Annotated in this window: 23 protein-coding genes; 10 read left to right on the top strand and 13 right to left on the bottom strand. The window is 72.8% G+C overall.

Annotated elements, in window-relative coordinates; genetic code table 11:
• Window positions 1-69: 69 nt before the first annotated feature.
• Entirely contained in the window at window positions 70-924 is an 855-nt protein-coding gene (locus tag BM339_RS45025) for an alpha/beta fold hydrolase (protein ID WP_021593790.1), read from the bottom strand.
• Between the two features lie 131 nt (window positions 925-1,055).
• Here BM339_RS45025 and BM339_RS45020 point away from each other — a divergent pair, with 131 nt between their 5' ends.
• On the top strand, window positions 1,056-1,769 hold the full coding sequence (locus tag BM339_RS45020; RefSeq protein ID WP_021593789.1) for an HD domain-containing protein: 714 nt from the start codon (window positions 1,056-1,058) through the stop codon (window positions 1,767-1,769).
• 31 nt (window positions 1,770-1,800) lie between these two features.
• Here the strand turns inward: BM339_RS45020 and BM339_RS45015 are convergent, their stop codons facing one another.
• Window positions 1,801-3,060 carry an acyl-CoA dehydrogenase family protein gene (locus tag BM339_RS45015; RefSeq protein ID WP_075024817.1) on the bottom strand — a complete coding sequence of 420 codons (1,260 nt, stop codon included), beginning with the start codon at window positions 3,058-3,060 and terminating at the stop codon, window positions 1,801-1,803.
• Between the two features lie 150 nt (window positions 3,061-3,210).
• Here BM339_RS45015 and BM339_RS45010 point away from each other — a divergent pair, with 150 nt between their 5' ends.
• Window positions 3,211-3,597, top strand: coding sequence for a YkvA family protein (locus BM339_RS45010; protein ID WP_075024816.1), 387 nt, complete (start codon window positions 3,211-3,213; stop codon window positions 3,595-3,597).
• 41 nt (window positions 3,598-3,638) lie between these two features.
• Here the strand turns inward: BM339_RS45010 and BM339_RS45005 are convergent, their stop codons facing one another.
• The 3 genes from BM339_RS45005 to BM339_RS44995 all read right to left on the bottom strand — a co-directional run bounded on the left by BM339_RS45005 (window position 3,639) and on the right by BM339_RS44995 (window position 6,749).
• Entirely contained in the window at window positions 3,639-4,862 is a 1,224-nt protein-coding gene (locus tag BM339_RS45005; RefSeq protein ID WP_075024815.1) for a phospholipase D-like domain-containing protein, read from the bottom strand.
• Between the two features lie 149 nt (window positions 4,863-5,011).
• Window positions 5,012-5,941: a GlxA family transcriptional regulator gene (locus tag BM339_RS45000; RefSeq protein WP_052357452.1), complete on the bottom strand. Its 930-nt coding sequence runs from the start codon at window positions 5,939-5,941 to the stop codon at window positions 5,012-5,014.
• Window positions 5,942-6,215: 274 nt separating this feature from the next.
• Complete coding sequence (locus BM339_RS44995) at window positions 6,216-6,749, bottom strand: DUF6817 domain-containing protein (protein WP_075024814.1); 534 nt, start codon at window positions 6,747-6,749, stop codon at window positions 6,216-6,218.
• A gap of 154 nt (window positions 6,750-6,903) precedes the next feature.
• On the opposite strand from BM339_RS44995, the gene BM339_RS44990 reads away from it, so the two are divergent.
• Window positions 6,904-7,440 (top strand): cysteine hydrolase family protein, encoded by a 537-nt coding sequence (locus BM339_RS44990; protein ID WP_075024813.1) that lies wholly within the window; start codon window positions 6,904-6,906, stop codon window positions 7,438-7,440.
• 16 nt (window positions 7,441-7,456) lie between these two features.
• Here the strand turns inward: BM339_RS44990 and BM339_RS44985 are convergent, their stop codons facing one another.
• Window positions 7,457-7,795 carry a HEAT repeat domain-containing protein gene (locus BM339_RS44985; RefSeq protein WP_021593782.1) on the bottom strand — a complete coding sequence of 113 codons (339 nt, stop codon included), beginning with the start codon at window positions 7,793-7,795 and terminating at the stop codon, window positions 7,457-7,459.
• 41 nt (window positions 7,796-7,836) lie between these two features.
• Window positions 7,837-9,690, bottom strand: coding sequence for a Na+/H+ antiporter NhaA (gene nhaA, locus BM339_RS44980; RefSeq protein ID WP_021593781.1), 1,854 nt, complete (start codon window positions 9,688-9,690; stop codon window positions 7,837-7,839).
• 169 nt (window positions 9,691-9,859) lie between these two features.
• Between nhaA and BM339_RS44975 the strand changes: the two genes are divergently transcribed.
• From BM339_RS44975 to BM339_RS44955, 5 genes are all read left to right on the top strand, one after another.
• Entirely contained in the window at window positions 9,860-10,648 is a 789-nt protein-coding gene (locus BM339_RS44975; RefSeq protein ID WP_021593780.1) for a DeoR/GlpR family DNA-binding transcription regulator, read from the top strand.
• A 237-nt stretch (window positions 10,649-10,885) separates the two neighbouring features.
• A complete protein-coding gene (locus BM339_RS44970) occupies window positions 10,886-12,157 on the top strand; it encodes an ABC transporter substrate-binding protein (protein WP_083598552.1) in 1,272 nt (423 codons plus the stop codon).
• A 2-nt stretch (window positions 12,158-12,159) separates the two neighbouring features.
• Window positions 12,160-13,104, top strand: coding sequence for a carbohydrate ABC transporter permease (locus BM339_RS44965; protein ID WP_033331525.1), 945 nt, complete (start codon window positions 12,160-12,162; stop codon window positions 13,102-13,104).
• Window positions 13,101-13,928, top strand: coding sequence for a carbohydrate ABC transporter permease (locus tag BM339_RS44960; RefSeq protein WP_244938416.1), 828 nt, complete (start codon window positions 13,101-13,103; stop codon window positions 13,926-13,928). The genes BM339_RS44965 and BM339_RS44960 overlap by 4 nt, the downstream gene beginning before the upstream one ends.
• On the top strand, window positions 13,925-17,665 hold the full coding sequence (locus BM339_RS44955; protein WP_075024812.1) for a glycosyl hydrolase: 3,741 nt from the start codon (window positions 13,925-13,927) through the stop codon (window positions 17,663-17,665). The genes BM339_RS44960 and BM339_RS44955 overlap by 4 nt, the downstream gene beginning before the upstream one ends.
• Here BM339_RS44955 and BM339_RS50470 read toward each other — a convergent pair.
• Both BM339_RS50470 and BM339_RS44950 read right to left on the bottom strand, forming a co-directional pair.
• The gene (locus BM339_RS50470; protein ID WP_021593774.1) at window positions 17,634-17,783 is read right to left on the bottom strand and encodes an MFS transporter small subunit; all 150 of its coding nucleotides are present in this window, start codon (window positions 17,781-17,783) and stop codon (window positions 17,634-17,636) included. The genes BM339_RS44955 and BM339_RS50470 overlap by 32 nt on opposite strands.
• A 35-nt stretch (window positions 17,784-17,818) precedes the next feature.
• Window positions 17,819-19,234, bottom strand: a complete 1,416-nt coding sequence (locus BM339_RS44950; RefSeq protein ID WP_021593773.1) for an OFA family MFS transporter — start codon at window positions 19,232-19,234, stop codon at window positions 17,819-17,821.
• A 157-nt stretch (window positions 19,235-19,391) separates the two neighbouring features.
• On the opposite strand from BM339_RS44950, the gene BM339_RS49370 reads away from it, so the two are divergent.
• Both BM339_RS49370 and BM339_RS44940 read left to right on the top strand, forming a co-directional pair.
• Window positions 19,392-20,003 carry a TetR/AcrR family transcriptional regulator gene (locus BM339_RS49370; RefSeq protein ID WP_075024811.1) on the top strand — a complete coding sequence of 204 codons (612 nt, stop codon included), beginning with the start codon at window positions 19,392-19,394 and terminating at the stop codon, window positions 20,001-20,003.
• A complete protein-coding gene (locus tag BM339_RS44940) occupies window positions 20,003-22,231 on the top strand; it encodes an MMPL family transporter (protein WP_200871825.1) in 2,229 nt (742 codons plus the stop codon). The genes BM339_RS49370 and BM339_RS44940 overlap by 1 nt, the downstream gene beginning before the upstream one ends.
• A 247-nt stretch (window positions 22,232-22,478) precedes the next feature.
• Here BM339_RS44940 and BM339_RS44935 read toward each other — a convergent pair whose 3' ends face one another.
• The 4 genes from BM339_RS44935 to BM339_RS44920 all read right to left on the bottom strand — a co-directional run bounded on the left by BM339_RS44935 (window position 22,479) and on the right by BM339_RS44920 (window position 26,917).
• Window positions 22,479-23,618 (bottom strand): nitroreductase family protein, encoded by a 1,140-nt coding sequence (locus tag BM339_RS44935; RefSeq protein ID WP_075024810.1) that lies wholly within the window; start codon window positions 23,616-23,618, stop codon window positions 22,479-22,481.
• A complete protein-coding gene (locus BM339_RS44930; protein ID WP_075024809.1) occupies window positions 23,615-24,505 on the bottom strand; it encodes a DUF6206 family protein in 891 nt (296 codons plus the stop codon). The genes BM339_RS44935 and BM339_RS44930 overlap by 4 nt, the downstream gene beginning before the upstream one ends.
• 182 nt (window positions 24,506-24,687) lie before the next feature.
• Complete coding sequence (locus BM339_RS44925; RefSeq protein ID WP_075024808.1) at window positions 24,688-25,905, bottom strand: beta-ketoacyl-[acyl-carrier-protein] synthase family protein; 1,218 nt, start codon at window positions 25,903-25,905, stop codon at window positions 24,688-24,690.
• Window positions 25,898-26,917 carry a beta-ketoacyl-ACP synthase III gene (locus BM339_RS44920; RefSeq protein ID WP_075024807.1) on the bottom strand — a complete coding sequence of 340 codons (1,020 nt, stop codon included), beginning with the start codon at window positions 26,915-26,917 and terminating at the stop codon, window positions 25,898-25,900. Before BM339_RS44920 ends, BM339_RS44925 begins: the two co-directional genes overlap by 8 nt.
• Between the last annotated feature and the right edge of the window lie 38 nt (window positions 26,918-26,955).

Here is a 26,955-nt window from a genome sequence, read left to right as displayed (position 1 = left end):
CCGGTCGCCAGCTATGACCGGGCACCTCCTCCGCCTGTGACAGGTTCGGGAGATCTCTCCAGAGATCGGTCAGCCGCCAAGGACCCCGCGAAGCCTGCGCGCGAACGCCTCGGGCTGCCCGGCGTAGCCGAACTCGCCGTCGAGGAACCCGCCGTGGTGGCTCGGGAACACCTCCGCCCGCTGGCCGAGCAGCTCGGCCATCGCCACCGACGTGCGCCCGGTGAAGACGCCCTCGGACTCCTCGCCCACCGCGATCACGATCCGCGTGGGCGCCGCGGCGAGGGCCCCGGCATCGGGCCGGTGGTCGCTGACCGCCCACGACCGGTCGGAGAGCAGCGGATCGTCGCGCGAGCCGTCGTCCTCGGCCGGCATCCCGAACGCGGCGGGGTCGGGCGCGGGCTGCTCGAAGTAGGCGTCGGTGAACTCGCCCCGCCACGACGTCATCGCGATGAAGGCCGCCATTCCGGCACCCCAGCCCCCGCCCTCGTAGGCGTCGCGGACGCCGGCGCGGGCGCGTTCGGCGGCCTCGGCGTCGGGGAGCACCGGGATGAGGGGCGGCTCGTGCGCCACCAGGACGGTCACGTCCTCGGGGTGCGCCGCCACCAGGGCGAGCGCGGTCACCGCGCCGCCGCTGCTCGCGAACATCTCGACCGGACCCGCGCCGAGCGCCTCGATGAGCGCGTGCACGTCGGCGGCCTGGGTCTCGGGCACATGGTCGTCCCGGCCGTCCGCGCGGGTGCTGCGGCCGAGGCCGCGCGGGTCGTAGGCGACCACGGTGCGATCGGGGAAGTGCGAGGCGAGCGCGCGGAATCCGGTGGCGTCCATGGGCTGGCCGATCATGACGAGCGGCGGGCGCACGTCCTCGGGGCCGTGGACGTCGTAGACGATCTCGGCCCCGGCCGTCTGGAGCTTGTGAGTGTTCATGGCCGTACTGACCTGCGCCGACCCGGAAACTCATCGGCGGAACCGGACCGCCGGCGGGCGCGTCCGAGGTGCACGCGGGAACGGCACGCACGCTCCCGGACAGGGGCACCTTCCCGCGAGAAGGGAGCACGGTGCCCAGTTACCTGCAGACACTCCCGCTCCACACGATCACCGAGGTGTACGGCGAGGCGGGGCTCCGCGACCGGTTCGCCCGCGAGATCCTCCGCTTCCGGGAGCCGGACTGGCGGCGGCTGAGCACGGCGCTGGCCCTGGCCGGCGACCTGCACCGGCAGGACCGCCGATCGCGCGAGCCGGTGGTGAACCACCTGCTCCGGGTGACGCTGCGCGTGATGTGCCACTACGAGGTGGACGACGTGGACCTGCTCGTCGCCTGCCTGCTGCACGACTCCGTCGAGGACCACCCGGCCGACCTGGCCGGCGAGGGGCACGACGATCCCGCCGGGGCGGCGCTGGACGTCCTCGCCGGGCGGTTCGGCCCGCGCGTCGCCGGCCTCGTCCGCGCCGTGACCAACCCGGCCTACGACCGCGACGGCGACGTCCACGCCCAGTACCGCGCCCACGTCACCGCGAGCCTGGACCGCCATCCCGCGGCGCGGATCATCAAGGCGTCGGACTTCACCGACAACGGCGTCGGCCTGATCCACACCACCGGCCCCAAGGTCCGCAAGCTCGCGCGCAAGTACCGGCCGCTCGTCCCCGAGCTCAAGGAGCTGATCAACCGCCCGGACACCCCGCTGCGCGACCGGATCAAGCGGCACATCACCGGCCAGCTCGACCGCGCCGACGAGCGCTTCACCGCCATCCTCCAGGGCCACGCCGCCTGACCCGGGCCGCCCCGACAGTGGGCGCCACGCGTCAGTTCTTCACCTTGCCGGGGCCGGCGAACCCGAACAGGTAGCCGGCCACCTTCCGCATCTGGATCTCCTCGGCCCCCTCGGTGATCCGGTAGCGGCGGTGGTGCCGGTAGATGTGCTCGAACGGGGTGTGGCGGGTGTAGCCGAGGCCGCCGTGCACCTGCATCGCCCGGTCGGCCGCCTCGCACACGAACCGGTTCGCCCGGTAGTTGCACATCGACACCCGGTCGCTGATCTCCAGGTGCGGGACCCGGTCCAGTTCCCAGGCCGTCTTGCGGACGAGGCCGCGCAGCATCTCCGCCTCGGTCCGCAGCTCGACCAGGGGCCACTGGATCGCCTGCCGGGTGGCCAGCGGCCGCCCGAACGTCAGCCGCTTGCGCGCGTACTCGACGCTGCGGTCGATGCAGTACTGCCCGGCGCCGACACCGGACGCGGCCTGCCGGATGCGGTTCTCGTGCACGAACGTCTGTGCGACGGCGAGCCCTCCGCCCTCGGCGCCGAAGACCGCCGAGCCGGGCACGCGCACGTCCCGGATGGTGACCTCGGCGTGGTCGGTGGGCATGTTCAGCGTCCACCAATGGAAGTCGATGGAGAACCCCGCGGCGTCGGCGGGCACGAAGAAGGCCGTGATGCCCCGCGCGTCCCCGGGCTCGCCGGACGTCCGGGCGAACACCACGTCGTGGGTCGCCGAGTGCATGCCGGAGTTGAAGCGCTTGGCCCCGTTGAGGACCCAGTCGCCGCCGTCCCGGACGGCCGTGGTCTCCATCCAGGTCGCGTCGCTGCCGTGGTCGGGCTCGGTGAGGCCGAACCCGATCCGCTTCTCCCGGGCCAGCATCGGCTCCAGGAACTCCTCCTTCTGCTCCGGCGTCCCGTACTCCAGCAGCATGTGGACGAACGGGAAGTTCCCCACGACCGACGACTCGTTCTGGAGATCGTTGTGGAGCCCGAGCCCCCGGTGGGCGAGATGCTCGCGTATCACCGCCATATCCAGGTTCGTCCCACCGGAGCCGCCGACCTCCTCGGGCAGCCCGTAGCGCAGCCAGCCCGCGGCGTCCGCGCGGCGGAACATCTCGCCGAGCAGCTCCTCCCACTCGGGACGCGGGACGCCGCCGTTCTCGAAGTCGGTGCGCGCGTACTCGCGGCGGTGGTCGAAGAAGCGCTCGTTGTCGTCCCGCGCCTGGAGCGGGAGGATCTCGCGCTCGATGAAGGCGTCGAGGTCGGCCAGGAGCCGGATCAGGTCGTCGGGCAGAGCAAAATCCACAAATCCTCCTGAACGATCGTTCAACCAGCAATACACCCGATCGCCCGCGCGGCCAAGGGCGCCGTCGCGCCGGTGAGGACGGACGGGCGGCGCGCGAGTGGAACGGCGCGGAGCGGCAATACCCGAGAGGACTCCCCCCGGAGGTGCGCGATGGTGTGGCTCGGACTCGTCCTCGTCGTGGCGGGGGCCGTCCCCGCGCTCACCGCGAGCGGCGACCTCGCCGGCGTCGACCTCACGGTGGCCGGCGCGATCGCGATGGCCGCGGGCGCGGTGCTGCTGGTCGCCGGCATCCTGCGGCTGCGCGGGCGCCGCCGCGCCGGCCCGGGCGGCGCGGCACAGGCCTACTACCGGACGTCCACCGGCAAGATCGTCGCCATGGTCGTCGCGGTCGTCTACATCGTCTCGCCGGTCGACCTGATCCCCGACGTCTTCCTGCCGGTCGGCGTCGTCGACGACGCCACCGCGTTCACCTGGCTGCTGGTCGCGCTCGGCCAGGAGTACACCCGCAGGTCGCGGGCGGCGCGGCGCGCCCGCTGACGCCGCCGTGGGTCGGCGGCGTCAGCGGGCACGGCCCCCGATCACCAGGCCCGGTCGCAGTCGGCGACGCCCTTGACGGCGAAGCCCTGCCCCGAGCTCTGGACGTGGTCCAGGATCCGGTCGTGATTGCGCACGAACGCGGTGTAGGTCGCGTCGTCGTTCATGATCCTGATGACGTTCTCGTCGTTCGCCTCCAGGGACGGCCGGTTGAGGTTGGCGGTCCCGGTGAACACGACCTTGGCCCGCGTGGTGTTCGGGTAGGGCGCCTCGATCAGGAGGTCCTTGGCGTGCACATAGTTCGGGGCCTCGCCGTCGCCCTGCTCGTACGACCACATCCGCACCGGGAGACCGTCCTCGACGGCGGTGGCCAGCGGCGTGCAGGCCGCCTCGTGGATCTTGCGGGCGACGATGCTGACCGTGCAGCCCTGCTTCGCCTTCCGGACGAGCTCCTTGCCCACCTCGCTCCTGGTCAGGGACCAGTTGGCGATGCGGATCGTCCCGGGGCAGCCGGTCGCCTCCAGGGTGTGGACGACGGTGTCGTTCGCGGACAGGTCGCCGTCCACGCGCTCGCGCGGGTAGAAGTAGCTCTTGATGTCGCCGATGGTCGCCGGCGGGTTCGTGTTGTAGTAGTCGAGGTCCGTCCGCATCCGCGCCATGTCCGCGAAATAGCCGGCGTAGCGCTGGAAGAGGGCCGCGTCACCCGTGCGGGTGTACCAGCTGTTCCAGGCGGCGCGGCCGGACGTGCCGTTCAGGTTCGCCGAGCCGGTCGAGACCACGTTCGAGGTCCCCTTGGTCTTGGAGAACAGCACGAACTTGTTGTGCATCGAGCCCGTGCCCTGGCAGGAGTGGTGGTCGGGCGCACCGGCGGCGTCCCGGCAGTAGCGCGCCCACGTCTCGTCGTCGCCGTCGCCGTCGAGTGCCTGCTTGACGCGTGCGAACTGCTGGTTCTCGGTGCCGGGCGCGCCGCCGTCCACCAGGAGCCTGACCTTCACCCCCCGCGACCGCGCGGCGTCGATCAGCGAGTCGGCGATGCCCCCCTCCTCGAACCGGTACGCGGTGAACATGATCGTCGAACCCCGGTCGGCGTTCTGGACCAGGTCGGTGAGGTGATCGACGATCTCGGTTCCGCCCGGGGTGTTGAACGTGGCGGTGGCTGTGATGGCGGCCGTTCCGGCGCGCGGAGGGGCGGCGGCGGACGCGGGGACGGTGAGGCCGGTGGCCGCGAGGATCGCGGCGGCGCCGAGCGTCAGACCACGGGAGCGCATGAGCGGGTCTGCCTTCCTGTTCTGGCGGGGTTCCCTCTGGCTCGCGGGGCGTTCCGGCGGTCGTCCCGGATGGACGGCGGTCCGGCATCCCGATTCTCACCGGCCGCACGGCCCGGCATCAGCCCGGATTCGGCCAACGGGCGACGGTTTCAGGACAACCCGGGGTCCTGCCCTCGATGCGAGAACGTCTCGCGGTACTCGGTGGGGGTGACCCCGGCCGACCGCCGGAAGTGCGTGCGCAGCGCGGCGGCCGAGGGGAAGCCGCAGCGCCGGGCGACCTGGTCGACCGGCAGGTCGCTCGTCTCCAGCAGCTGCTGCGCGCGGATGACGCGCTGGTGGGCCAGCCACTGCGCCGGCGCGCAGCCGGTGATCTCCCGGAACCGGCGGTCGTAGTTGCGCCTGCTCATGTGCGCCCGCCGGGCCAGGGCGGACACGGGCAGTGCCGAGTCCAGGCGGCCGAGCGCCCAGACGATCGTCTCGGCCACCGGGTCGTCCCCGGCGTCGAGTTCGGGGACCGGCGACCGGACGAACTGGGCCTGGCCGCCGTGCCGGTGCGGCGGCACCACCAGCGCCCTGGCCAGCCGGTTGGCGTCCGCGGCGCCCAGCATGGACCGGATGAGGTGCAGCCCGAGGTCGACCCCCGCGGCGCCTCCGCCCGCGGTCAGCACGTCCCCGCCGTCGACGTACAGGACGGCCGGGTCCACCTCGACCGCCGGGTGGAGTTCGGCCAGCCGCGCCGCCAGCAACCAGTGCGTGGTCGCGCGGCGGCCGTCCAGCAGTCCGGCGGCGGCCAGGACGAAGGCCCCGCTGCACAGTCCCGCCACGCGTGCGCCCCGCGCGTGGGCCGCGCGCAATGCCTCCAGGACCGGCTCGGGCGGGCGTTCCGCCCTCGGCTGCGGCAGGTTCGGGACGACGATCAGGTCCGCCGCGCGGATCGCGTCCAGGTCGTGGGGGACGGGGCACGACAGCCCGCCCCCGACGAGCGCGGCGTCCGGCTCACCCGCGACGATCCGAAGGTCCGCGCCGGGCAGGACGCCGTAGTGCGCGGCGAGCTCGAACACGCCGGACGCGAAGGACATGCTCCCCAGCAGCGCGCCGTCGAACAGCACCACGACCAGCCTGCGGGGCAGGCCCTCCGCCGCCGTCCGGCTCCGGTTCCCGGCCGTTAACGCTTCCGCCAGCATGTCGGCGCTCGCACCCATCGCCTCTGCATCACCGCCCCGAGCGGAAGACGCGGCCCGCTCCGTCCGTACGGCCTGAGTACCACAGGACGCGGCGATCGAGAAGGAGGAGCTCGCTCCGCGGGACCGGCAGGCCCGGATGAAAGGCGGCGAAAGGCGCCCCACGGAAGCTTCAATACGCGTCCTCAACGGCCTGGTTGGCGTGGTCGGTCAGCAGGGCCCTCCAAGAGGAGAACAGATCCAGTAGAGCGGTGACCTCTGCCCGATCGGCGTCGCGGACGGCACCCAAGACGTCGAGTTCGTTGGCGACGGTCAGTTCGGCGAAGTCCCGGCGCTGCACGGGCGAGATGGAACGTGCGGTCCCGGCGAAGCGATCGGCGAAGGCACCGTCCAACCGGTTCAGGGTCGGATAAGTACCGGCCCGTTCACAACTGCCGTAGAGGTACACGAGCCCCTCGGCCTCCGCCCCGATGACCTCGCGCAATTCCCCGCGCCGGCCGGTGTCACCGAGGGAGGTGGCGAATCCATCGGTTCCGTAGAAGGCGTGGCACAGACCGGCAAGGCCCAGCGCAGGCCGCGCACCCCAACCGTCCAGGAGGGCATGGACGCGCAGGAGGTGCTCCAGCAGCGTCCCGCCCGGATGCTTGACCGCACGGGCTCCCTTGGCGACCAGCAGTTCCGTCGCCGCCGCCGTTTCTGCCGTCATCCCTCGCTCCCTTCACCGTCCCGTGGACAGCTTGAGATCATCAGAGGCCCTCGTCAATCCCTGGATTTACTGGCGTTGATCCAAGGTCACACTTAGAGCAGATTCGGGCGGTCGATGTGGCATCGTCGCGGTCTCGGGCGGGCAGGGCTTGGCTGTGACCCGAAGCGCGCTGATCGTCATCGACATGCTGAATCCCTACGAGCACCCGGACGCGGGGCCGCTGGCGGAGAACGTCCAGGACATGATCGGCCCGCTCCGCCACCTGCTGGACGTCGCCGGTAAAAACGACGATGTCCTCGTCCTCTACGTGAACGACAACTACGGCGACTTCTCGGCCGACCGGCAGGACCTCATCGAACGGGCGCTGGAAGGGCGGCGGCCCGACCTCGTCGAACCCATCGTGCCGCCGTCCGGCTGCGGCTTCCTGGCGAAGGTCAGGCACAGCGCCTTCTACGGCACCGCGCTGGAGTACGTGCTCTCCCGCGAGAAGGTCGACCAGGTCGTTCTCACCGGTCAGGTCACCGAGCAGTGCGTGCTCTACAGCGCGCTGGACGCCTACGTCCGGCACTTCCAGATCAAGGTCGTCCGGGACGCGGTCGCGCACATTCACGCGGACCTGGGCGACGCGGCCCTCCGCATGATGGAGGAGAACATGCGCGCGGAGATCGTCACGGCCGACCAGTGCTTCTGAGCGGTCGCCGAGCCGGTCAGGAGATCAGGCCGTCGGCGCGTGCTTCGTCGAGGACCCGCTCCGCCTCGCGGGAGTCGAGCATCTCCAGGCCACGGGTCGCCCAGAACTGGAGCGGCTCGTCCATGCTCTCCAGCTCGTCGCGGAACACCTCCAGCGCCTTCGCGGACCGCGCCTCGGCGATGAGCTCCAGCAGCCGGCAGCGCAGGTCGAGGTCACCCTCCGTCCTGAACTCCGCGATCAGCTCATCGACGTACGCGTCCGCATGCTCCCGCAGGAAGTCGAACGCGTGCTCCCGGACCCGCACGTCCGGCTCCCGCATCTTCCCCATCGCCTGATCGAACCGCCGCCGCGACATACCCCGACCCTACGACCCCCCGCCGACACTCCCGGCCCCGGTCAGGGGGCAGGGGGTTCGTTCAGGGCGGTGGCTATTGCGGCTATCAGGGAGTCGGTGTCGTAGGGGCCGTCGTAGAGGGTTCCGTTGATGAAGAAGGTGGGGGTGCCGCTGACGCCGGCGCGCTCGCCCTTGTCGCGGTCGGACTGGACGCGGTCGCGGTGGCGGTCCAGGTCGGTCCATACCTGGAGGCCGAGCCGGTCGCCGTACTCGGTCAGGTCCGCGTCGGTCAGGGCCAGCTGGTTGTCGAAGAGGATGTCGTGCATCTCCCAGAAGCGGCCCGCGTCGGCGGCGGACTCCGAGACCACGGCCGTGGAGACCGCGTGGGGATGGACCTCGCGCAGCGGGAAGTGCCGGAACACGAAGCGCAACCGGTCGCCCCAGTGTTCCCGGGTCGCCCTGATCGCGTCCTTCGCGCGGCCGCAGTACGGGCACTCGAAGTCGCCGTACTCGATCAGGGTCACGGGGGCGTCGGCGGGGCCGAGGACGTGGTCGCGGGACGTGACGGGCGGCGGCGGCTCGGGCACGAAGTCCGGCTCGGGCGGGGCTGCGCCGGGCGGGGCGCAGACGGCGCCCCGATTCCAGGCGAGCCGGAAGATCAGCCAGCCGCACGCGGCGGCCAGCAGGGAGCCGGCGATGATCCCGATCTTGGCGTCGCTCTGCAGGGCGGGCTCTCCGGAGAACGCCAGCTCGGTGACGAAGAGGGAGACCGTGAAGCCGATGCCCGACACCGCGGCGCCGCCGAGCAGCTGGCCCCACACCAGGTTCCCGGGCAGGTCGCCCCAGTTGAGCCGGAGCGGGAGCCAGGCCCCGGCCGCGATGCCCGCGAACTTGCCGAGCACGAGGCCGGCGACGATTCCGAGGGTGACCGGGGACGTGGCCGCGGCGCGCAACGCCTCGCCGTCGAGGACGACGCCCGCGTTGGCGAGCGCGAAGATCGGCACGATGACGTAGCTCGTGTACGGGTGCATGCGCAGCTGGAGGCGCTCGTTGACCGACACGGTCCGCCGGACGGTCCGGAGCGCCTCGGTGGCGAGGGCGGGGCTCGGGTCGCGCGACAGGGCCTGGACGATCTCGCTCGCCGCGAGGAGCTTGTACTCGGTCGGCGCGTAGACGGCGACCAGCACGCCGAGGAGCAGGCCGGCCAGGGTCGGGTGGACGCCGCTCGCCAGCATCGCGGCCCACACGCCGACGCCGAGCAGGGTGTAGGCGGGCGCGCGCCAGATCCGCAGCCACCGCAGCGCGACGATCAGCCCGACGAGCACCACCGCGGCCGCCAGCGCGAGCAGCGACAGGTCCTCGGTGTAGAAGACCGCGACCACCAGGATCGCGGCGACGTCGTCGACGACCGCGAGGGTCAGCAGGAACGCGCGCAGCGGCTCGGGGCAGCGCGTGCCGATCACCGCCAGCAGCCCCAGCACGAACGCGGTGTCGCTGGCGATCGGGATGCCCCAGCCGGACGCGCCGGGGCCGCCGGCGTTCAGCGCGATGTACACCACCGCCGGCAGGATGACGCCGCCGAGCGCGGCCACCGCCGGCACCGCGATGAGGCGCCGGTCGCGCAGCTGCCCGAGCCGGAGCTCGCGGCTGACCTCCAGGCCGATGACGAAGAAGAACAGCGTCATCAGCCCGTCGTTCACCCACTCGCGCAGGGTGAGGGAGAAGCCGTGCTCCCCGAGGGTCACCGCGAGATCGGTGTGCCAGAACTCGTCGTAGGAGTAGCCCAGCGGGAGGTTCGCCCACACCAGGCCGGCGAGCGTCCCGGCGAGGAGCACGCTGGTGCTGCCGGTCTCCGTCGCCAGGAACGCGCGCAGCCCCTCGGGCAGGGCTCTGACGGCGAAGGATCTCTCGGTCACACACGAAGGTTGCCAGATGGGAGGCCGGGTTCCTCGGGCGCCGCGCCTCGCGTGTCTCCCGCACGCGGGACGTCCGGCCGGGAGTTATCACTGTAAGGTGTGAATTTACCGTTGGCGCTCCGCCGCGGATCGCCCGCCCGCCGGTGCGCGGCCACGAGAGGATCGCAGCATGACCAAGGACATCAGCGGCCGGCGCGGGCCGGACGCCCGCCGCCAGGCCATCGCCGACCACGTGCTGTCGGCGGGCTCGGTGACCGCCGGGGAGCTGGCCGAGCGGTTCGGCGTGAGCCTCATGACGATCCACCGCGACCTGGACGAGCTCGAACGGCAGGGCATCGTCCGCAAGTACCGGGGCGGGGTCACCGCGCAGCCGTCGGGCGTGTTCGAGAGCAACGTGGCCTACCGCATGAAGTCGATGCAGGCCGCCAAGGACGCCATCGCCGCGAAGGCCGCCGCCCTGGTGGAGCCCGGCATGGCGGTGATGCTGGACGACTCCACGACCACGCTGGCCCTGGCGCGCCGGCTGACCGGCATCACCCCCCTCACGGTGATCACGAACTTCCTGGAGACCACCAACCTGCTGGCGCGCGAGCGCGGCATCCGCCTGATGGCGCTCGGCGGGGAGTACGACTCGCTGCACGACTCCTTCCTCGGGGTCTCCTGCGTGGACGCCGTCATGGCGCTGCGCGTCGACCTCTGCTTCGTGTCGACCTCGGCCGTCTCCGGCGGGTTCGCCTACCACCAGGAGCAGCACATCGTGTCGGTCAAGCGGGCGATGCTGGAGGCCGCCGCCCGCAACGTGCTGCTGGTGGACCACTCCAAGCTCGCCCGCGTCGCGCTGCACCGGGTGGCGCCGCTGTCGGCGTTCGACCGCGTCATCGTCGACGACGGCGCGGGCGCCGAGGCGCTGCGCGAGCTGGACGAGCACAAGGTCGCCTACGAGATCGCCACCGTCTGACGGCTCCATAACGTGGGATGTTGTTGTTATCTCACCTCGATGTACCCCCCGACGCCGGAGAGCGTTGCTGCGTGCTGACGTTCCAGCACGTCATAACGTGATGCATCTGACATCTTGACTCCCCTCCTCGCTATCTCTAGCCTCCATCTCACACTTGTGGGTGTTAATTCACAGCTTTCGGATGCATCGATCGGGAGAGGCAAGCTCCCCGCCCCGCCCCGGTCGCGAGGAGGACTCATGACATCGTCGATCCGGACGGCGCCCCTCAGCCGCCGCGGCTTCCTCGGCCTGACCGGCGGCGTCGCCGCCCTCGGGGCGCTCGCGGCCTGCGGCGGGACGTCCGGCTCGGGCGGCGGGACGCTGCGGCTGGTCGGGGTCGCCGACCAGCAGAAGCCGCTCGACCTGCTGCTCAAGGAGTACACCGCGGCGAAGTTCAGCACGTCCTACGCCCCCACCGACCAGGTGCAGACCTCGGTGCGCACCCAGCTCGGCGCGGGCAACGCCCCGGACGTGCACGTGGTGTTCCCCGGGAACGGCTCCGCGATGAGCATGGCGCAGATCGCCCAGACGGGCCTGCTGGCCGACCTGAGCGACCAGGCGTGGACCAAGCGCATCCCGGCCGGCCTCACGCCGGCCTTCCAGCTCGACGGCAAGACGTTCCTGTATTCGGCCGGGTCGAGCGTCATCGGCGCCGTCTACAACAAGAAGGCCTTCACGAAGGCGGGCGTCGAGCCTCCCACCACCTGGCAGGGGTTCCTGGACGTCTGCGAGAAGCTGAAGAAGAAGGGCACGGTGCCGATCGCGCTGGGCGCGCAGACCCCGTGGGTCACCCAGCTGATCACGTACGCCCTTGTCCCGTCCACGGTGTACGCGAAGAACCCGAAGTTCGACGAGCAGATGCAGGCGGGCCAGGCGAGCTTCGCGAACTCGGGCTGGGCGGACGCCCTGGACATGTACCTGGAGTTGCAGAAGCGCGGGTACTTCAACGACAACCCCAACGGCACCACCTTCGAGCAGCAGACGTCGATGGTCGCCACCGGCAAGGCCGCGATGGCGATCCAGGTGTCGGCGGTGCTCCCCGACTTCCGCAAGGCCGCCGCGAGCCCCGATGACCTCGCCATGTTCCCGGTGCCGGGCGCGGCCGACGCGAACCGGGTCTGGATCCCGGCGGGCGTGGTCGTCGGCCTGGGCGTCAGCGCGCGCAGCAAGAACAAGGACGCCGCCAAGGCGTTCATCGAGTTCCTCGGCGAGCAGAAGAACATGAACCGCTGGGCCGAGGCCGTCGCCTGCGTGCCGCTCAGCCGCGACTCCGGATCGAAGATCGACCCGGTCCTGGAGCCGTTCCTGCCGTTCATCGACGGCAACAAGGCCGTGCCGTTCATGGACCAGGCGTGGCCGAACGCCGAGGTGCAGCCGGCCCACTTCGCGGCGGTGCAGGAACTGCTCGGCGGGAAGACGACCGTCGCGAAGGCGCTGGCCACGCTGGACGAGACCTACCGGAAGAAGTGACCTTGACCTCCACCCTCCGTCCCGCCGCGGCGAAACGGCCCGCCCGGCCGCGCGCCGCGGCCCGCCGGCGGCGGAGCGCCCGCTTCCTCTCGCCGCCGTGGTGGTTCGCGGCGCCCGCCCTGGCCGTCTACGCGCTGGTCGTGCTGTACCCGAGCCTCAGCGGCGTCGTGTACGCCTTCACCGACTGGAACGGGCTGGGCGAGCGCGGCTTCAACGGGCTGGCGAACTTCACCCGGCTGTTCCGGGACGAGGCGGCGCGCGGCTCCCTGATGAACACGCTGGGGCTGACCGTGGCGATCGTGGTCGTCCAGAACGCCATCGGGCTGCTGCTGGCGCTCGGCGTGCACGCCCGGCTGAAGTCCCGGACGGTGCTGCGGGTCGTGTTCTTCGCCCCGGCCGTCGTCAGCCCCGTGATGGTGGCGTTCCTGTGGAAGTACATCTACAACCCGGCGCCCGGCGCGGGGCTCAACGGGATCCTCGGCGCGGTGGGCCTCGGCGGGCTGCGGCAGGACTGGCTGGGCGACCCGTCCCTGGCGCTGTGGTCGGTCGCGGGGATGGTGATCTGGCAGTTCGCCGGGTACTCGATGGTGATCTTCCTGGCCGGGCTGGAGGGGGTGCCGGAGGAGCTGCACGAGGCGGCCATGATCGACGGGGCGGGCCGGTTCCAGCGGTTCCGGAACGTGACGTGGCCGCTGTTGGCGCCCGCGGTCACGATCAACCTGATGCTGTCGACGATCGGCGGCCTCAAGCTGTTCGACCAGGTCTACGCCGCGACGAGCGGCGGTCCGGGGCACGCCAGCGAGACGCTGTCGACGGTGCTGTACAAGCAGGCGTTCGTGTTCGGCAACTTCGGCTACAGCACGTCGATCGCGCTGGTGCTGGCCCTGTTCGTGGCCGCGGTGTCCATGGTGCAGATCCACTACCTGCGAGGACGGGAGGTCACGTGAACGTCCGGTACGGGCTGCGCACGTTCGGGCTGGAGCTGGTGATGATCGCCGCCGCGGTCGCCTTCCTGTTCCCCGTGTACGCCCTGGTCACGCTGTCGCTGAAGGACGAGCGGCAGGTCGCCGAGTCGCCGCTGGCACCGCCCGGGAGCCCGGCGCTGGACAACTACTCCGCGGCGTGGACGCGCGCGGAGCTGGGCCCGGCCCTGATGAACAGCACGGTGATCACGGTGGCGAGCCTGGTGGCGCTGATCGCGCTCGGCTCGTTCGCCGCCTACTTCCTGTCCCGGCGCGCCTCCCGGCTGGGCTACGGGCTGTACGTGCTGTTCCTGCTGGGCATCGTGCTCCCGTTCCAGCTCGGGATGATCCCGCTGTTCAAGCTGGTGGACGGGGCGGGGCTGCTCGGCACCTACCAGGGCATGGTCATCTTCTACACCGGGATCCAGCTGCCCTTCACGATCTTCCTCTACACGGGATTCATCCGGGCGCTGCCCGGCGACTACGCGCACGCCGCGCTGATCGACGGCGCCGGCCACGTCCGGGCGTTCACCCGGGTGGTGTTCCCGCTGCTGCGGCCCGTCACGGGCACCGTGCTGATCCTCAACGCGGTGTTCATCTGGAACGACTTCTTCACGCCCCTGCTGTACCTCGGCGGCTCGACCCGGGAGACGGTCCCGGTGCGGATCTTCGCCTTCGTCGGCCAGTACGTCTCGGACAACGGGCTGGTGTTCGCCGGGCTGGTGCTCGCGTCGCTGCCGATCCTGGCCGTGTTCCTGGTGCTCCAGCGGTACGTGATCAAGGGCTTCGCGAGCGGGCTGAAGGGATGATCCCCGGCCGGCTTCGGGCGGTGCTGGACGCGCCGCCCCGCGCCTTCTCCCCCGCCCCGATCTGGTGGTGGAGCGGCGAGCGGCTGGACCGGCGGCGGCTGCGCGGCCAGCTCGAACGCTTCGCCGAGGGCGGCGTGTACAACCTGGTGATCCTCAACCTCGCGCCGTCCGGCCCGATGTTCGGCGCGGACGCCGACGAGCCCGCGTTCTTCACCGGCGCCTGGTGGGAGCTGCTCGACGGGGTGTGCGAGGACGCGGCGGGCCTCGGGGTGTCGCTGTGGTTCTACGACCAGCTCGGCTTCTCCGGCGCCGACCTCCAGGCGCGGCTCGTCCGCGACGTCCCCGAGTTCGCCGGGCGGTGGCTGGAGCCGGACGGCCGGACGGCGCCGCGCGGCTTCGACTACCTGTCGGCGGACGCGTGCGCGGCACTGCTCGACCGCGTCCACGGGGAGTTCGAGCGGCGGCTGGGGCACCGCCTCGGCACCGTGATCGTCGGGTCGTTCCAGGACGAGCTGCCCGCGCTGCCGACCTGGACGCGGGGGTTCGCCGCGGAGTTCGCCGCCCGCCGCGGCTACGACCTGGAGCCGCACCTGCCGTCCCTGTGGAAGGGCGGCGACGTCCTCGCCGGCGACAGGGCGGGCCGGGTCCGCCGCGACTACCACCTCACCCGGGCGGAGCTGGCGGAGGAGGCGTTCTTCCGCCCGCTGGCCGCGTGGCACGCCCGGCACGGCCTCCTGCACGGCTGCGACCAGCAGGATCCGGCCCGCGCCGGGCACCCGGTGGACGGAGTGCGGCTGTACGCCGACTACGCCCGGACGCACCGCTGGTTCGGCGCCCCGGGCTCGGACCACCACGGCGACGCGCGGATCCACGCGTCCCTCGCCCACCTGTACGGCCGGGACCGGGTCTGGATCGAGGCGTTCCACTCCAGCGGGTGGGGAGGCACGCTGGAGGAGACCTTCGACTGGCTGCTGCCGTGGCTGCGCGCCGGCGCCACCCTCTACAACCCGCACGCCGTCTACTACACGACCAAGGGCGGCTGGTGGGAGTGGGCGCCGCCCTCCACCGACTGGCGGCAGCCGTACTGGGCCCATCACCGCGTCTTCGCCGACGCGGTCGCGCGGCTGTGCGCGGCGCTGTCGCTGGGCCGCCATGTCTGCGACGTGGCCGTGCTGCTCCCGACCGCGACCGCCCAGGCGGGCACCCGGCTGGACGGTGTGGATCCGTCCGCCGCGCTGGCGCAGGAGACCTACCGGGCGCTGGTGGGCGACATGGCGTGGTTCCAGATGGTTCCCGGTGTCCTGGACCGGCTCCGTGTCGACGCCGACGTCATCGACGACGACTCCGTCCAGCGGGCCACGGTGACCGGGGGACGGCTGGACGTCGCGGGCGAGTCGTACGGCACGGTCCTGCTGCCCGCGTGCACCGTCCTTGAGGGCGAGACCGCGCGGCGGCTGGTCGCGCTGGCCGAGCGCGGCGGCCGGGTGGTGTCCGTCGGGCCGGTGCCCCGGCACGGCGTCGGCGACCCCGCCGCGGGCGCGGCCGTGGCGCGGCTCGCGACGATGGTGGAGACCGTGCCGGACGCCGGTTCCCTCGGGCCGCTGCTGGAGGGCTCCCGGCGGGTGGAGGCCCCGGTGCCCGCCCTCGTCCGCGAGGTCGACGGCGCGACGGTGGTGTTCCTGACGGCGGCGGAGTCCATGGCGAGCCGGGTGTCGGTCGGCCGTCCGGACGAGCGCGGCGCCGACCTGGGCTGGCTCGACGTGACCTACGACTTCGACCCGGGCCGCTATCACCGCGGCATGCGCGTCCGCGTCCACGGTGTCACGGGCCCCGCGCTGCTGGTCGGCCCCTTCGGCGGCCCGCCGCGCACGCTGCCTTCAACCCCGGTGCCGTCGGGGGTGGAGGTCGTCGTCCCGTTCGATGACGGCCCGGCGGCCCTGCTGGTGTTCCCGGGCGAGGCGGGAGGCGAGGAGCCGGAGACGACCGAACGGGGCCCGGAAGAGGAGATCGACCTCGGGTCCACCTGGGACATGGAGCTGGTGCCGACCCTCGACAACACCTGGGGCGACTTCGCCCGCCCGGCCGGTGAGATCGCGCCGGTGGAGCGCTGGCGGCTGTGGCACAGGGCGGAGGACGACCCGTCCGGCGAATGGGCACCGGTGCACGCGACCTTCGGGCCTCACGGGCTGTGGTCCGGACCGGACGGTCAGTGGCGGCCGGTCGTCTACTCCGACTCGCGCGGCATCCGCAAGGACCCGGTCCATCGGGCGGTGCTCGGCCCGAAGGGGCACGTCCCCGAGGAGTTCCTCGACTTCGGCGACGCCGCGGCGGGACGGACGGTGACCCTGCGCGCCCGCGTCACCGTGCCCGGCTCCGGCGGGTTCCCCCTGATCGGCTTCGCCGCCGCCAAGACCCTCACGGCGGACGGGACCGAGATCCCCCTGGACGACCACGGCTACCTGGCCGTGGGACGGGCCCCGCTTCCGCCCGGCGACCACGTCCTGGAACTGCGCCTGGTCCCCGAGACGGACGTGCGGCTCCGCGGCCACCTGTCGGTCGTGACCGATCCCGCCCGCTGCCTGCGGCCGGAGTGGATCACCGCGGCGGGTGCCGCCCGTCCGGGGGCGGAGGTCGTCTTCAGCACCGAACTCCCGCGCGGCACGGGCGCGTCGCTCCTCCAGGTGGCGTCCGCCTCCCCATGCCGGATCCTGGTCGACGGCGCGGAGATCGGACGGCAGGGCGGCTTCGACCCGTACGCCGAGCAGGAGGCTCCAAGGGTCGGGCGCTACGCGCTGCCGGACGTCCCCGGGGGACGGCTGACGCTCGTCCTCACCGAGAACGGGAACCCGGCCGCCGCCCTGGTGGACGGCCCGGTCGTGTCGGGCACCGGCTGGCACGCCGCCCGCGACGGCGTACCGGTGCCCGTCGCGCCCAGGCGGGCGCAGTCCGGCGACCCCGCCGCCCTCCACGTGCGGAGGCGCCCGCATCCGCTGCCCGGCGCGCACTGGCTGGAGGACGGCGCGGCCGACGGCACCGTCCTGCCCGCGTCCTTCGCCGTTCCCGGCGCGCCGCCCAGGATCGAGCGGCTGCGGTTCGCGGTGCCGCCCGGCGCGACCCGGATGCGCTTCACCGCGCGGGCCGAGGTCCTCGGCATCTCACTCGACGGGACAGCGCTCCGCATCGCCCACGACGGGACGGGCCGGTTCGATCTCGAACTCCCCGGGCGCGGAAAACCGGCCGGGACCGCCGAGCTGCGCCTGCGGACCCGGCCCGAGCACCGGGACGGCGCGGCACTGGCGGGCCCGGTCCGGTTCACGACCGCCCCGGGAGTGATCGAGCTGGGCGACTGGGAGGACGCCGGGCTCGCCGGATACAGCGGCGGCGTCCGCTACCGGCGCGTCCTGGACCTCCCGGCGCGCCCGGAGCGGGCCGTACTCGACCTCGGCCGCGTCCGCGGCACCGCCGAGGCCACCGTGAACGGGACCCCGGCGGGCGTGCGGATCTGCACCCCGTACACCTTCGACCTCGGCGCCTCGCTGCGCGCCGGCCGCAACGAGATCGAGGTCGTCGTCCACGGAACCCTCGCCCCCTACCTCGACGAGACCAGTCCCACCCACTTCGTGTTCTCCGGGCAGCGGACGACCGGGCTGCTGGGCCCGGTCGTCCTCCGCGTGCCGGCGCGCGCCCCTGGCAGGGGAGCCGGGGTCACTGTCCGAAGAGGGGGAGGATCGCCCTGATCGTCTCGACGACCCCGTAGATCAGCGGGATGCCGACGATGGTCCAGGAGAGGACGAGTCGCGGGACGGCCGGATCGGTGCGGACCTCGTCCGGTGCACTGCCCTCGGTCGACGCCATGGTGGTGCTCCTTCGGGTGGTGGGGCCGGGCCGCGTCAGGTGGCCGGGCTGCGGTCGGGGACGCGGGGTTCGGCCGCGGTGACGTGGTGGCGTTCGGCGACCGGGCTGATGAACAGGTTGGCGGCGAAGCCGATCGCGAGGACGCCGACCATGGTGAACAGGGCGGGCCGGTAGTCGCCGGCGACCAGGGCGCCCGGTTCGCCGCGGGCGTCCAGGAACCGGTTCACGATCAGCGGCCCGGCGATGCCCGCCGCCGACCAGGCGGTCAGCAGCCGGCCGTGGATGGCGCCGACCTGGTAGGTGCCGAACAGGTCGCGCAGGTAGGCCGGGACGGTCGAGAAGCCGCCGCCGTAGAACGAGATGATCAGGGCGGCGAGCGCGATGAAGAACGCGGTGGAGGCGTCCCCGAACAGCGCCAGCAGAATGTAGGCGCCCATCCCGACGCCGAGGTAGCCGATGTAGGTGGGCTTGCGGCCGATGTAGTCCGAGGTCGACGACCAGACGAACCGGCCGGCCATGTTGAACATCGACAGCAGCCCGACGAAGCCGGCCGCCTCGGTCGCCGACACCGAGGTGGAGCCGCCGGAGCGGAAGAAGTCGCTGATCATCGGCCCGGCCTGTTCGAGGATGCCGATCCCGGCGGTGACGTTGCAGAACAGCACCGTCCAGAGCAGCCAGAACTGGGGCGTCTTGATGGCGGACGCGGCGGACACGCTGTTCGCCGTCACCAGCGTCCTGGCCTGCGCCGCCGCCGGGTCGAACCCGGCGGGGCGCCATCCGGGGGCGGGGACCCGGACGTTGAAGACGCCGAGCATCATCACCAGGAAGTAGACGGCGCCGAGCGTGACGAAGAGCCAGGCGACGGCCGCGCCGGACGAGGGGTCGCCGTCCGGGTCGTAGCGGGACAGCAGCTCGCGCGACAGCGGGGAGGCGACCAGCGCGCCGCCGCCGAAGCCCATGATGGCCATGCCGGTCGCGAGGCCCGGCCGGTCCGGGAACCACTTGATCAGCGTCGACACCGGGGAGATGTAGCCGATGCCGAGCCCGATGCCGCCGATGAACCCGTAGCCGATGTAGACGAGCCACAGCTGCTTGGTGGCGATGCCGAGGGCGCCGACGAGGAAGCCGGACGCCCAGAAGCACGCGGCGGTGAACATGGCGCGCCGCGGCCCGACCCGGTCGACCCAGGTGCCCATGACGGCCGCCGAGGCGCCGAGCATGACGATCGCGATGGAGAAGATGACGCCGATCGCGGTGAGGCTGACGTCGAAGTGCTTGACGAGGGCGGTCTTGTAGACGCTGGTGGCGTAGGCCTGCCCGATGCAGAGGTGGACGGCCAGGGCCGCGGGCGGGATCAGCCAGCGGTTGTAGCCCGGTTTCGCGACGGTGTGCCGCTGGTCGAGGAAGGAGAGCGCCACGCGGGCCTCCAGGGGGTCGGGAAGCGTTTTCACAACAGATCGTGCACCCCGATAGGGAAGAACATAATCACCGGACGTGCTACTTGAACAGGCCCAAGCGCAGCTGACCTGTTGAATTTGCCGAACGGCGTTCTGCTTGCCCTTCCCGCCTCTCTTGCATTGTGCAACGTTCAGCGCGTATCTTGGCCAAGTGGACAAGGCGACTGGACAAGGCACTCGGCCAAGCAGTGCCGAGCAGGGAGCGGCCACCCGAGCGGCGATCCTCACGGCGACGGCCGCGCTGATCGGCGAGCTGGGGTGGGGGCAGGTCACCATGCGGGCGATCGCGGCCCGGGCCGGGGTCCCGCACGGGGCGATCAGCTACCACTTCCAGGGCAAGGACGACCTGCTGCGGCAGGCCGCGATCGCCGGGACCCTCCAGGCTCTGGCGGAGCCGCTGGCGATGGCGCGGGCGGCCGGCGACGTCCGGGAGATGTTCGAGGGCACCCTCGGCTGGTTCGCCGGCGGCGGCCTCGAGGACCCGTCCGTGGCGCTGCTGCTGGAGACGGTGCGCCAGTCCTCGCGGGATCCGTCCCTGCGCGAGCCCCTCGCCACCGAGATGCGCGGGTTCCGGGTCGCGCTCACCGAGCTGGTCCGGCGGGACCAGGAGCGGGGCGCCGTCACCGCGGCCCCGCCCGCGTCCGGGACGGCCACGGTGGTCGCGGCACTGCTGGACGGGCTGCTGCTGCACCTGATCCTCGACCCCGAGCTCGATCTGCAGGGCGCGGCCGAGGCCGTGCGAACCCTCCTGAGAGGCGGATGATGGGACGACGACGCTGGGGCACCCTCATGGCCGAGCACCGCCGGCTGGTGATCACCACCTGGATCGTGGTGCTGATCGCGTGCGGGGTGAGCTTCCCCTTCCTCTTCAAGCAGCTCAAGGCACCCAACTACGGCGTGGAGGGCGCCCAGTCGACGCGGGCCACCGAACTGGTGGAGCGGCACTTCGCCGGCCAGGGCGACGAGCAGGACGTCATCGTCTTCGACAGCGCGCGAGGGCCGATCACCGACCCGGCCCGCAAGGCCGTCGTGCAGAAGGTGGTGGCGCAGGCCCGCCAGGAGACGGGCGTGGTCACCGTCATCGGGCCGTTCGACCCGCAGGCCAAGGGCCAGGTGTCCCCCGACGGCCGCGCCGCCCTCGCGATCGTCGGCCTCAAGGGCGAGGCCAAGGACCTGCCCTCGCGGGCGGGCGACCTCCAGGACGCCGTCGGCAAGGCGGACGGGCAGGGCGTGGCGGCCTACCTGACCGGCTTCTCCCCCATCACCAACGACCAGACGATCGTGGAGACCGCGGACGCCGAGCGGGCCGAGGCGGTCGGCATGCCGATCGCGTTCGTGGTGATGGTCATCGCGTTCGGCGCCGTGACGGCGGCCGTGCTGCCGATGCTGCTGTCGGTGGCGGGCCTCGTCCTGACGTTCGGCGCCATCTACCTGCTGTCCTTCGGCTTCCACTTCGACGCGTTCCTGCTGACGATCGTCACGATGATCGGCACGGGCATCGGCATCGACTACGCCATGTTCATCGTCAGCCGGTTCCGGGAGGAGCTGGCCAGGCGGGGCGTGACCCGGGGCGGCCCGCGGCGGGACGCGGAGATCGCCGAGGCCGCCGGGGTGGCGGTCGCGACGTCCGGGCGGACCGTGCTGTTCTCCGGCGTCGTCGTCGCGATCTCGGTGTGCTCGCTGTACATCATGGACGCCCCCGTCTTCCGGGAGATCTCCACCGGCGTGCTGCTCTCGGTGATCTGCACGCTGATAGCCGCGCTGACCCTGCTGCCCGCCGTCCTCGCGGCGCTCGGGCCGCGGGTGGACGCCGGTTCGCTGCCCGAGCGCTGGCGGCCGGCCGACACCCGGTCGGGCGCGCGGGCCGAGCACGGGCCCTGGGCACGGTGGGCCCATCTGGTGATGCGCCGTCCCGTCGTCTTCGGCGTGGTCGCCGCGGCCCTGCTGGTCGCCGCCGCGATTCCCGTGACGGGCCTGAAGTACGGCATCGACCTCGGCACCGCCTCGCTGGACGGGCGCCCGACCGCCAAGGCCCAGGCCGTCCTCGAACGCTCGTTCAGCGCGGGCGCGGTGTCGCCGGTGCAGGTCGTGGTCACCGGACCGGACGGCGCCGCCCTCGACTCCGCGGGGCAGCGCAACGCCGCGCAGCTCGCGGCCCTCATCGGCAAGGACAAGCGGGTCGCCGGCGTGGAGACCGTGCCCGGGTCCGGACGGGTGCTGATCAACGCCGTCCCCACGGTGCCCATCGACTCCACACAGGCCACCGACCTCGTCAGGGACATCCGGCACGACATCGCCCCCCGGGCCGCGGCGGGCCAGGAGGTGCTCGTCGGCGGCGCCACCGCCACCTTCGTCGACCTCTCCGAGGAGACCACGGGCAAGCTGCCCTACGTCATGGCGCTGGTGCTCGGCCTGTCGCTGCTGTTCCTGCTCGTGGTGTTCCGCAGCGTCGCGCTGCCGATCAAGGCGGTCGCGATGAACCTGCTCGTCACGGCGGCGGCCGTGGGCCTCACCGTCGCGGTGTTCCAGCACGGCCACGGTGAGAGCCTGCTCGGCTTCGAGAGCGTCGGGTTCCTGCAGGTGTACCTGCCCATCACCGTGTTCGTCCTGCTGTTCGGCCTCTCGATGGACTACGAGGTGTTCCTCATCCGCCGGATGAAGGAGGCCTGGGAGGACGGCCACGACAACGCCGCCGCCGTCGCCGCCGGGATCGAGCACACCGCCCGTCCCATCGCGGCCGCAGCGGCGATCATGGTGGCGGTGTTCGGCGGCTTCATGACCGCCGGGATCCTGGAGCTGAAGGAGTTCGGCCTCTCGCTGTCGGTCGCGATCGCGCTGGACGCCACGCTGGTGCGGCTGGTGCTCGTCCCGGCCCTGATGCGGCTGTTCGGCGACTGGAACTGGTGGCTGCCCGGGAGGTTCGGCGGGCGGCTGCCGCGGGCCGGCGTGGAGGGGGTGCATCCGCCCGCCGGGCAGCATCTCCCCGGCTGACGGGCCGGAGACCGAGACGGAGCTCGAAACGTTCTCCGACCGGCGCGGGCGTCCACCCCGCGGGCGCCCGCGCCGCCCTCCCGGGAGGTGCCGGATGCATTCAGCGGACAAGACGGCGCGAACCGAGATCTGCGACCAGGCACTGCGCCTGTTCGCCGCGAACGGCCCCGACAACGTCGGCCTGCGGCAGGTCGCCGCGGCGGCATCCGCGCGGGGATCCCGTGACGCGGGGTCAGAGCGTGCGGGGTCAGAGCGCGCGGCAGGCCACCGCGGCGGGGCGCCGGGGGGACGCCGGGAACGCGGCGGCGGGGTGCCCGAGCCGCGCCGCGAAGAACACGCGGCCGGGCAGGCAGAACCGCCGCTGGAGGGCGAGGCGGAGGTCGTCGTGCTGGATCACGATGCTGATCGGGTGCAGGACGAGGCCGGCGCCGGTGGCGTCCAGCCAGTAGTCCGCGAGCGCCCCCGCGGCCGACAGCACGTCGGGCAGCTCGGGGTCCGCCACCGGCAGGCCCATCAGGACGATGACCGGTGAGCGGCGCACGACGGCCGCGAGCCGCCCGGCGAGGAAGCGCGGGTAGCCGATCCGGCTCAGGGCGGCCATGACGGCCGGGGCCAGCGCGAGCCGCCTGGCCCAGCGGTCGTGCGCGGGCAGCGGCCCGAACAGGTGCTCCAGGGTGAACCCGTCGCCGCGGGCGGACGCGGCGCCCGCGCTCCAGCGGATGAACGAGTGGGTCTCCCGCCAGGCGCCGCCGTGCGCGAAGTCGCGCCCTCCGTGGCCGGCGACGAACCCGGCGAACCGGGACCGTTCCGGCCAGGACCGCAGATGCCTGACGGCGACCGGCAGCGCGTCCCCGTCCCCCCGGTGGCGGGCGAGCGAGGCGAGCACCTCCGGCTCGACCGAGTCGGGACGGAACGGCGCCCGGTTGGTGTGGCGGTGCCGGGCGAGGCGGGCGAGGGCGCCGAGCGCGCCGTCCGGCTCCCCGTCCCGGCGGAACTCGGCGGCGCACAGCGGCTCCCACGTGCGGGGCAGCCCGAGCCCGGACGGGGGCGCCTCCCGCGGGAAGACCTGCGACCGCACCCGCGTCCATCCCTGCGCCGCCAGGGCGCGCTCCAGGAAGCGCCAGTACAGGCCGCAGCTCAGCTCCATCTCCAGGGCGTGCGCGGGCAGCGCGCCGAGCCGGCGCTCGCGGTCGGCGGCCAGGACGAGGAACTCCCCGCCGGCCTCCGGTGCGGCGCCGAGGGCGGCCGAGACCGCCGCGCGGGCCGGCGGGCTCGCCATCCGCGCGAGGCCCCAGGGCTGGCAGTTGTGCGACGACGGGCTCAGGGCGGCGATGTCCAGCGCCGCGGACAGGGCGTCAGCGAACGCGGGGGCGAGCGTCCCGGTCAACGGTCGACGTCGGGCGGGAGCAGGAACGGGTACGTCCGGCGCCGGATCCGGTTGTGCCAGAACCGGTCGGCCTTCCGCAGCCGCTGGATCAGCTCCCACATCCGCGCGTCCTCCTTGTAGTAGGCGGCGACCTCCTCCGCGGTGATGGGCTCGTCCAGGCGCTCGGCCGCCTGCTCCAGGAACACCGGGACGAGGTGCCCGAGCCGCTCCTTGTGCAGGTTGCCGAGGAAGTCCAGCACCGCCCCCCGGGGCGAGTAGAACTTCTCGAAGATCGACTTCGTCATCGAGATCCGGACGGCGTCGCGCAGCGCCCACGGCAGCGAGGTGAAGAACAGTTTCACGTCGAGCCGCTCCCGGCCGCGGCCGTCCCGCATCAGCGGGGTGGTGATGTCGAGGTACACCAGCTCCCCGCCGACGTCGGTCCAGTTGGACGCCTGCGCGTCGAGCCCGAGGTCGGGCACGACGACGCGGTCGACCGTGTCGAGGAACCGCTTGAAGAAGCCGCGCGCCCACTCCTCGTTCTCGGTGTGCAGCAGCGTCGAGCACAGGCGCTCGCCCGGCAGCTCCTCCTGGACGCAGTAGGCGACGATCAGGCCGGAAGGGCGGGCCTGGTGCCACAACCTGGTGTCGGCCACCTTCAGTCCCCGCTCACCGAGCCGGGACAGGTAGGCGTCCAGCAGCCTGCGGTACCGGTCGAACCGCTGCCGGGACGGGAAGACGGGGAGCCGCTTGCAGGCGAACGACCCCGCGCCGGTCTCCAGCCGGAGGACCAGGGTGACCTCGCCGTAGCCGAGCACATCGAGGGCGGTGGCGTCGGGTGTGGCGAGCGCCCGCTGGACGCCGCGCTCCAGCCGCAGCAGCTCCTCGTGCGGGACGGTGAACGCCATGGGCTCAGAACTCCCCGTCGAGTCCGTCGTCGGCGGCCCGCGCGGAGCGGAGCCGGATCACCAGCGCGACCGCGGCGAGGACGGCGACGATCCCGAAGACACGGCGAAGGTTCATCTGTTCTCTCCCTGTGTGCGTTCTCTGTGTGTTGGGTTCTGTGCGCGGACACGGATTGGCGCCCGGTCTAGGCGCCGGTGAAGACGAGGACGGCGTTCTGCCCGCCGAACCCGAACGAGTGGCTGACCGCGACCTCGATGGCGCGGGGGCGCGGCGCGCCGGCCACCACATCGATGTCGATCTTCGGGTCGGGATCGTCGTGGTTGGCCGTGGGCGGCACCGTGGCGTGCTCGATCGCGAGGACGGTGAGCGCGGCCTCGATCGCCCCGGCCGCGCCGAGCGTGTGCCCGACGACGCCCTTGGCCGAGGTCACGGCGGGCGCCTCGCCGAACAGGTCGCGGACGACGGCCGCCTCCGCCGCGTCGTTGAGCGGCGTCGAGGTGCCGTGCGCGTTGACGTGGCCGACGTCCCCGGGCTCCGCGCCGGCCTCCGCCAGCGCGTCCCGCACGGCGCGGCGGACCTGGGTGCCCTCCGGGTCGGGGGCGGTCATGTGGTGGGCGTCGGCGGTGGCCCCGTACCCGGCGAGCCGCGCGCGGATCCGCGCGCCCCGGGCGCGCGCGGCGGCGGCGCGTTCCAGGACGAGAACGCCGCTGCCCTCGCCGATGACGAAGCCGTCCCGCCCGGCGTCGAAGGGCCGGGAGGCCGCCGCCGGGTCGGCGGTCCGCCGGGAGAGCGCGCCCATCCGCGCGAACCCGGCGACCATCAGGGGCGTCACCGGTGCCTCGGTGCCGCCCGCGATGATCACGTCGCAGTCGCCGCGCTGGAGCAGCCGCATCGCGACGCCGATGGCGGTGGCGCCGGACGCGCACGCGGTGGCGGTCACCAGGTTCGGGCCGGTGGCGCCGAACTCCATGGCGAGGTGACCGGCCACCATGTTGGGCACGATCAGCGGGATGAGCAGCGCGGACACCGCCCGCGCGCCGCGTCCGAGCAGCCGCTCGTGCTCCCGGCACGCCGAGGTGTACCCGCCGGCCCCGTTGCCCATGACGACGCCGACCCGCGCACCGTCCCACGTCGCGGGGTCGAGGCCGGCGTCGGCGACCGCCTCGCGGGCGGCCGGGATCGCGAACTGGACGTGCCTGTCGTGCATGAGGGAACTGCGCCGGCCGACGTGCTCGGCGGGCGAGAAGCCCGGGACGGCGCAGGCGATGTCGACGGGCAGGCCCGCGAGCCGGGGGTCGGTGGCGGCGGTGGACCGTCCCGCACAGACGCCGTCCCAGGTCGGGGCCGTGCCGATGCCGGCCGGGGTGACCAGGCCGATGCCGGTGACGGCGATCTCACTCATGGTGTTCCCCTCCGGTAGGGACGTCGAGCCGCGGCCAGCGCAGGGTGACCGAGCCCCAGGCGAGGCCGCCGCCGAACGCGGTGAGCAGGATCCGGTCCCCTTCCCGCAGCCGGCCCTCGGTGTGACCCTGGTCGAGCGCGAGCGGGATGGAGGCGGCGGCGGTGTTGCCGACGTCGGCGATGTTGCTCAGCGCCCGTTCGCGCGGCAGGCCGAGCTCGTCGGCGAGATGGTCGGTGATCCGCTGGTTCGCCTGGTGGCAGACCAGGTGGTCGAGGTCGCCCGGGCTCCAGCCGGCCCGGTCGAGCGCCGCCTCCGACGACCGGGCCATCTGCCGCACGGCGCGCCGGAACACCGACTTGCCGGCCATCGCGAAGTAGTGGTCGCGCGGTCCGGGCTCGGTGCCGGACAGCCGCTGCCGCGACCCGCCGGCCCGGACCGTGATGAGGTCGGCGCCGCCGCCGTCGCTGCCGAGATCGAACGGGCCGAGCGCGCCGGGCTCGTCCGGCTCTCCGGGGCGCAGCACCACCGCGCCCGCGCCGTCGCCGAAGATGACGGAGGTGGCCCGGTCGCCGGGGTCGAGGATGCTGGAGAACACGTCGGCGCCGATCACCACCACCCGCCCGGCGATGCCGGCGCTGATCAGCCCGGTCCCGGCGGCGAGCGCGTAGACGAACCCGCTGCACACCGCGGCCACGTCGAACGCGGCGGCGGACCACAGGCCGAGGCGCGTCGCGACGTCGGGCGCCGTGCCGGGGCACGGGCGGTCCGGGGTGGCGGTCGCGAGGACGACCGCGTCGGCCGGGTCGCCGCCCGCGGACTTCAGGGCGCGGGCGCCGGCCTCGACCGCCAGGTCGGAGACGGCCGTCCCGGGGGACGCGACGTGGCGGCGGCCGATCCCCGTGCGGGTGCGGATCCACTCGTCGGAGCTGCCGAGCCGCGCCGCGAGCTCGGCGTTCTCCACCACCCGCGGCGGGAGCCGGCCGCCGATCCCTGCCACGACCGCGGTCCCCATGGGGGCACCTCCTGCCGGATCGCCGGGTCACCTGGACG

It is taken from the genome of Actinomadura madurae, from assembly GCF_900115095.1.
Taxonomy (GTDB): Bacteria; Actinomycetota; Actinomycetes; order Streptosporangiales; family Streptosporangiaceae; genus Spirillospora; species Spirillospora madurae.
Note: the sequence above shows the minus strand (reverse complement) of the source record. Positions and strands in the feature narration are given on the sequence as shown.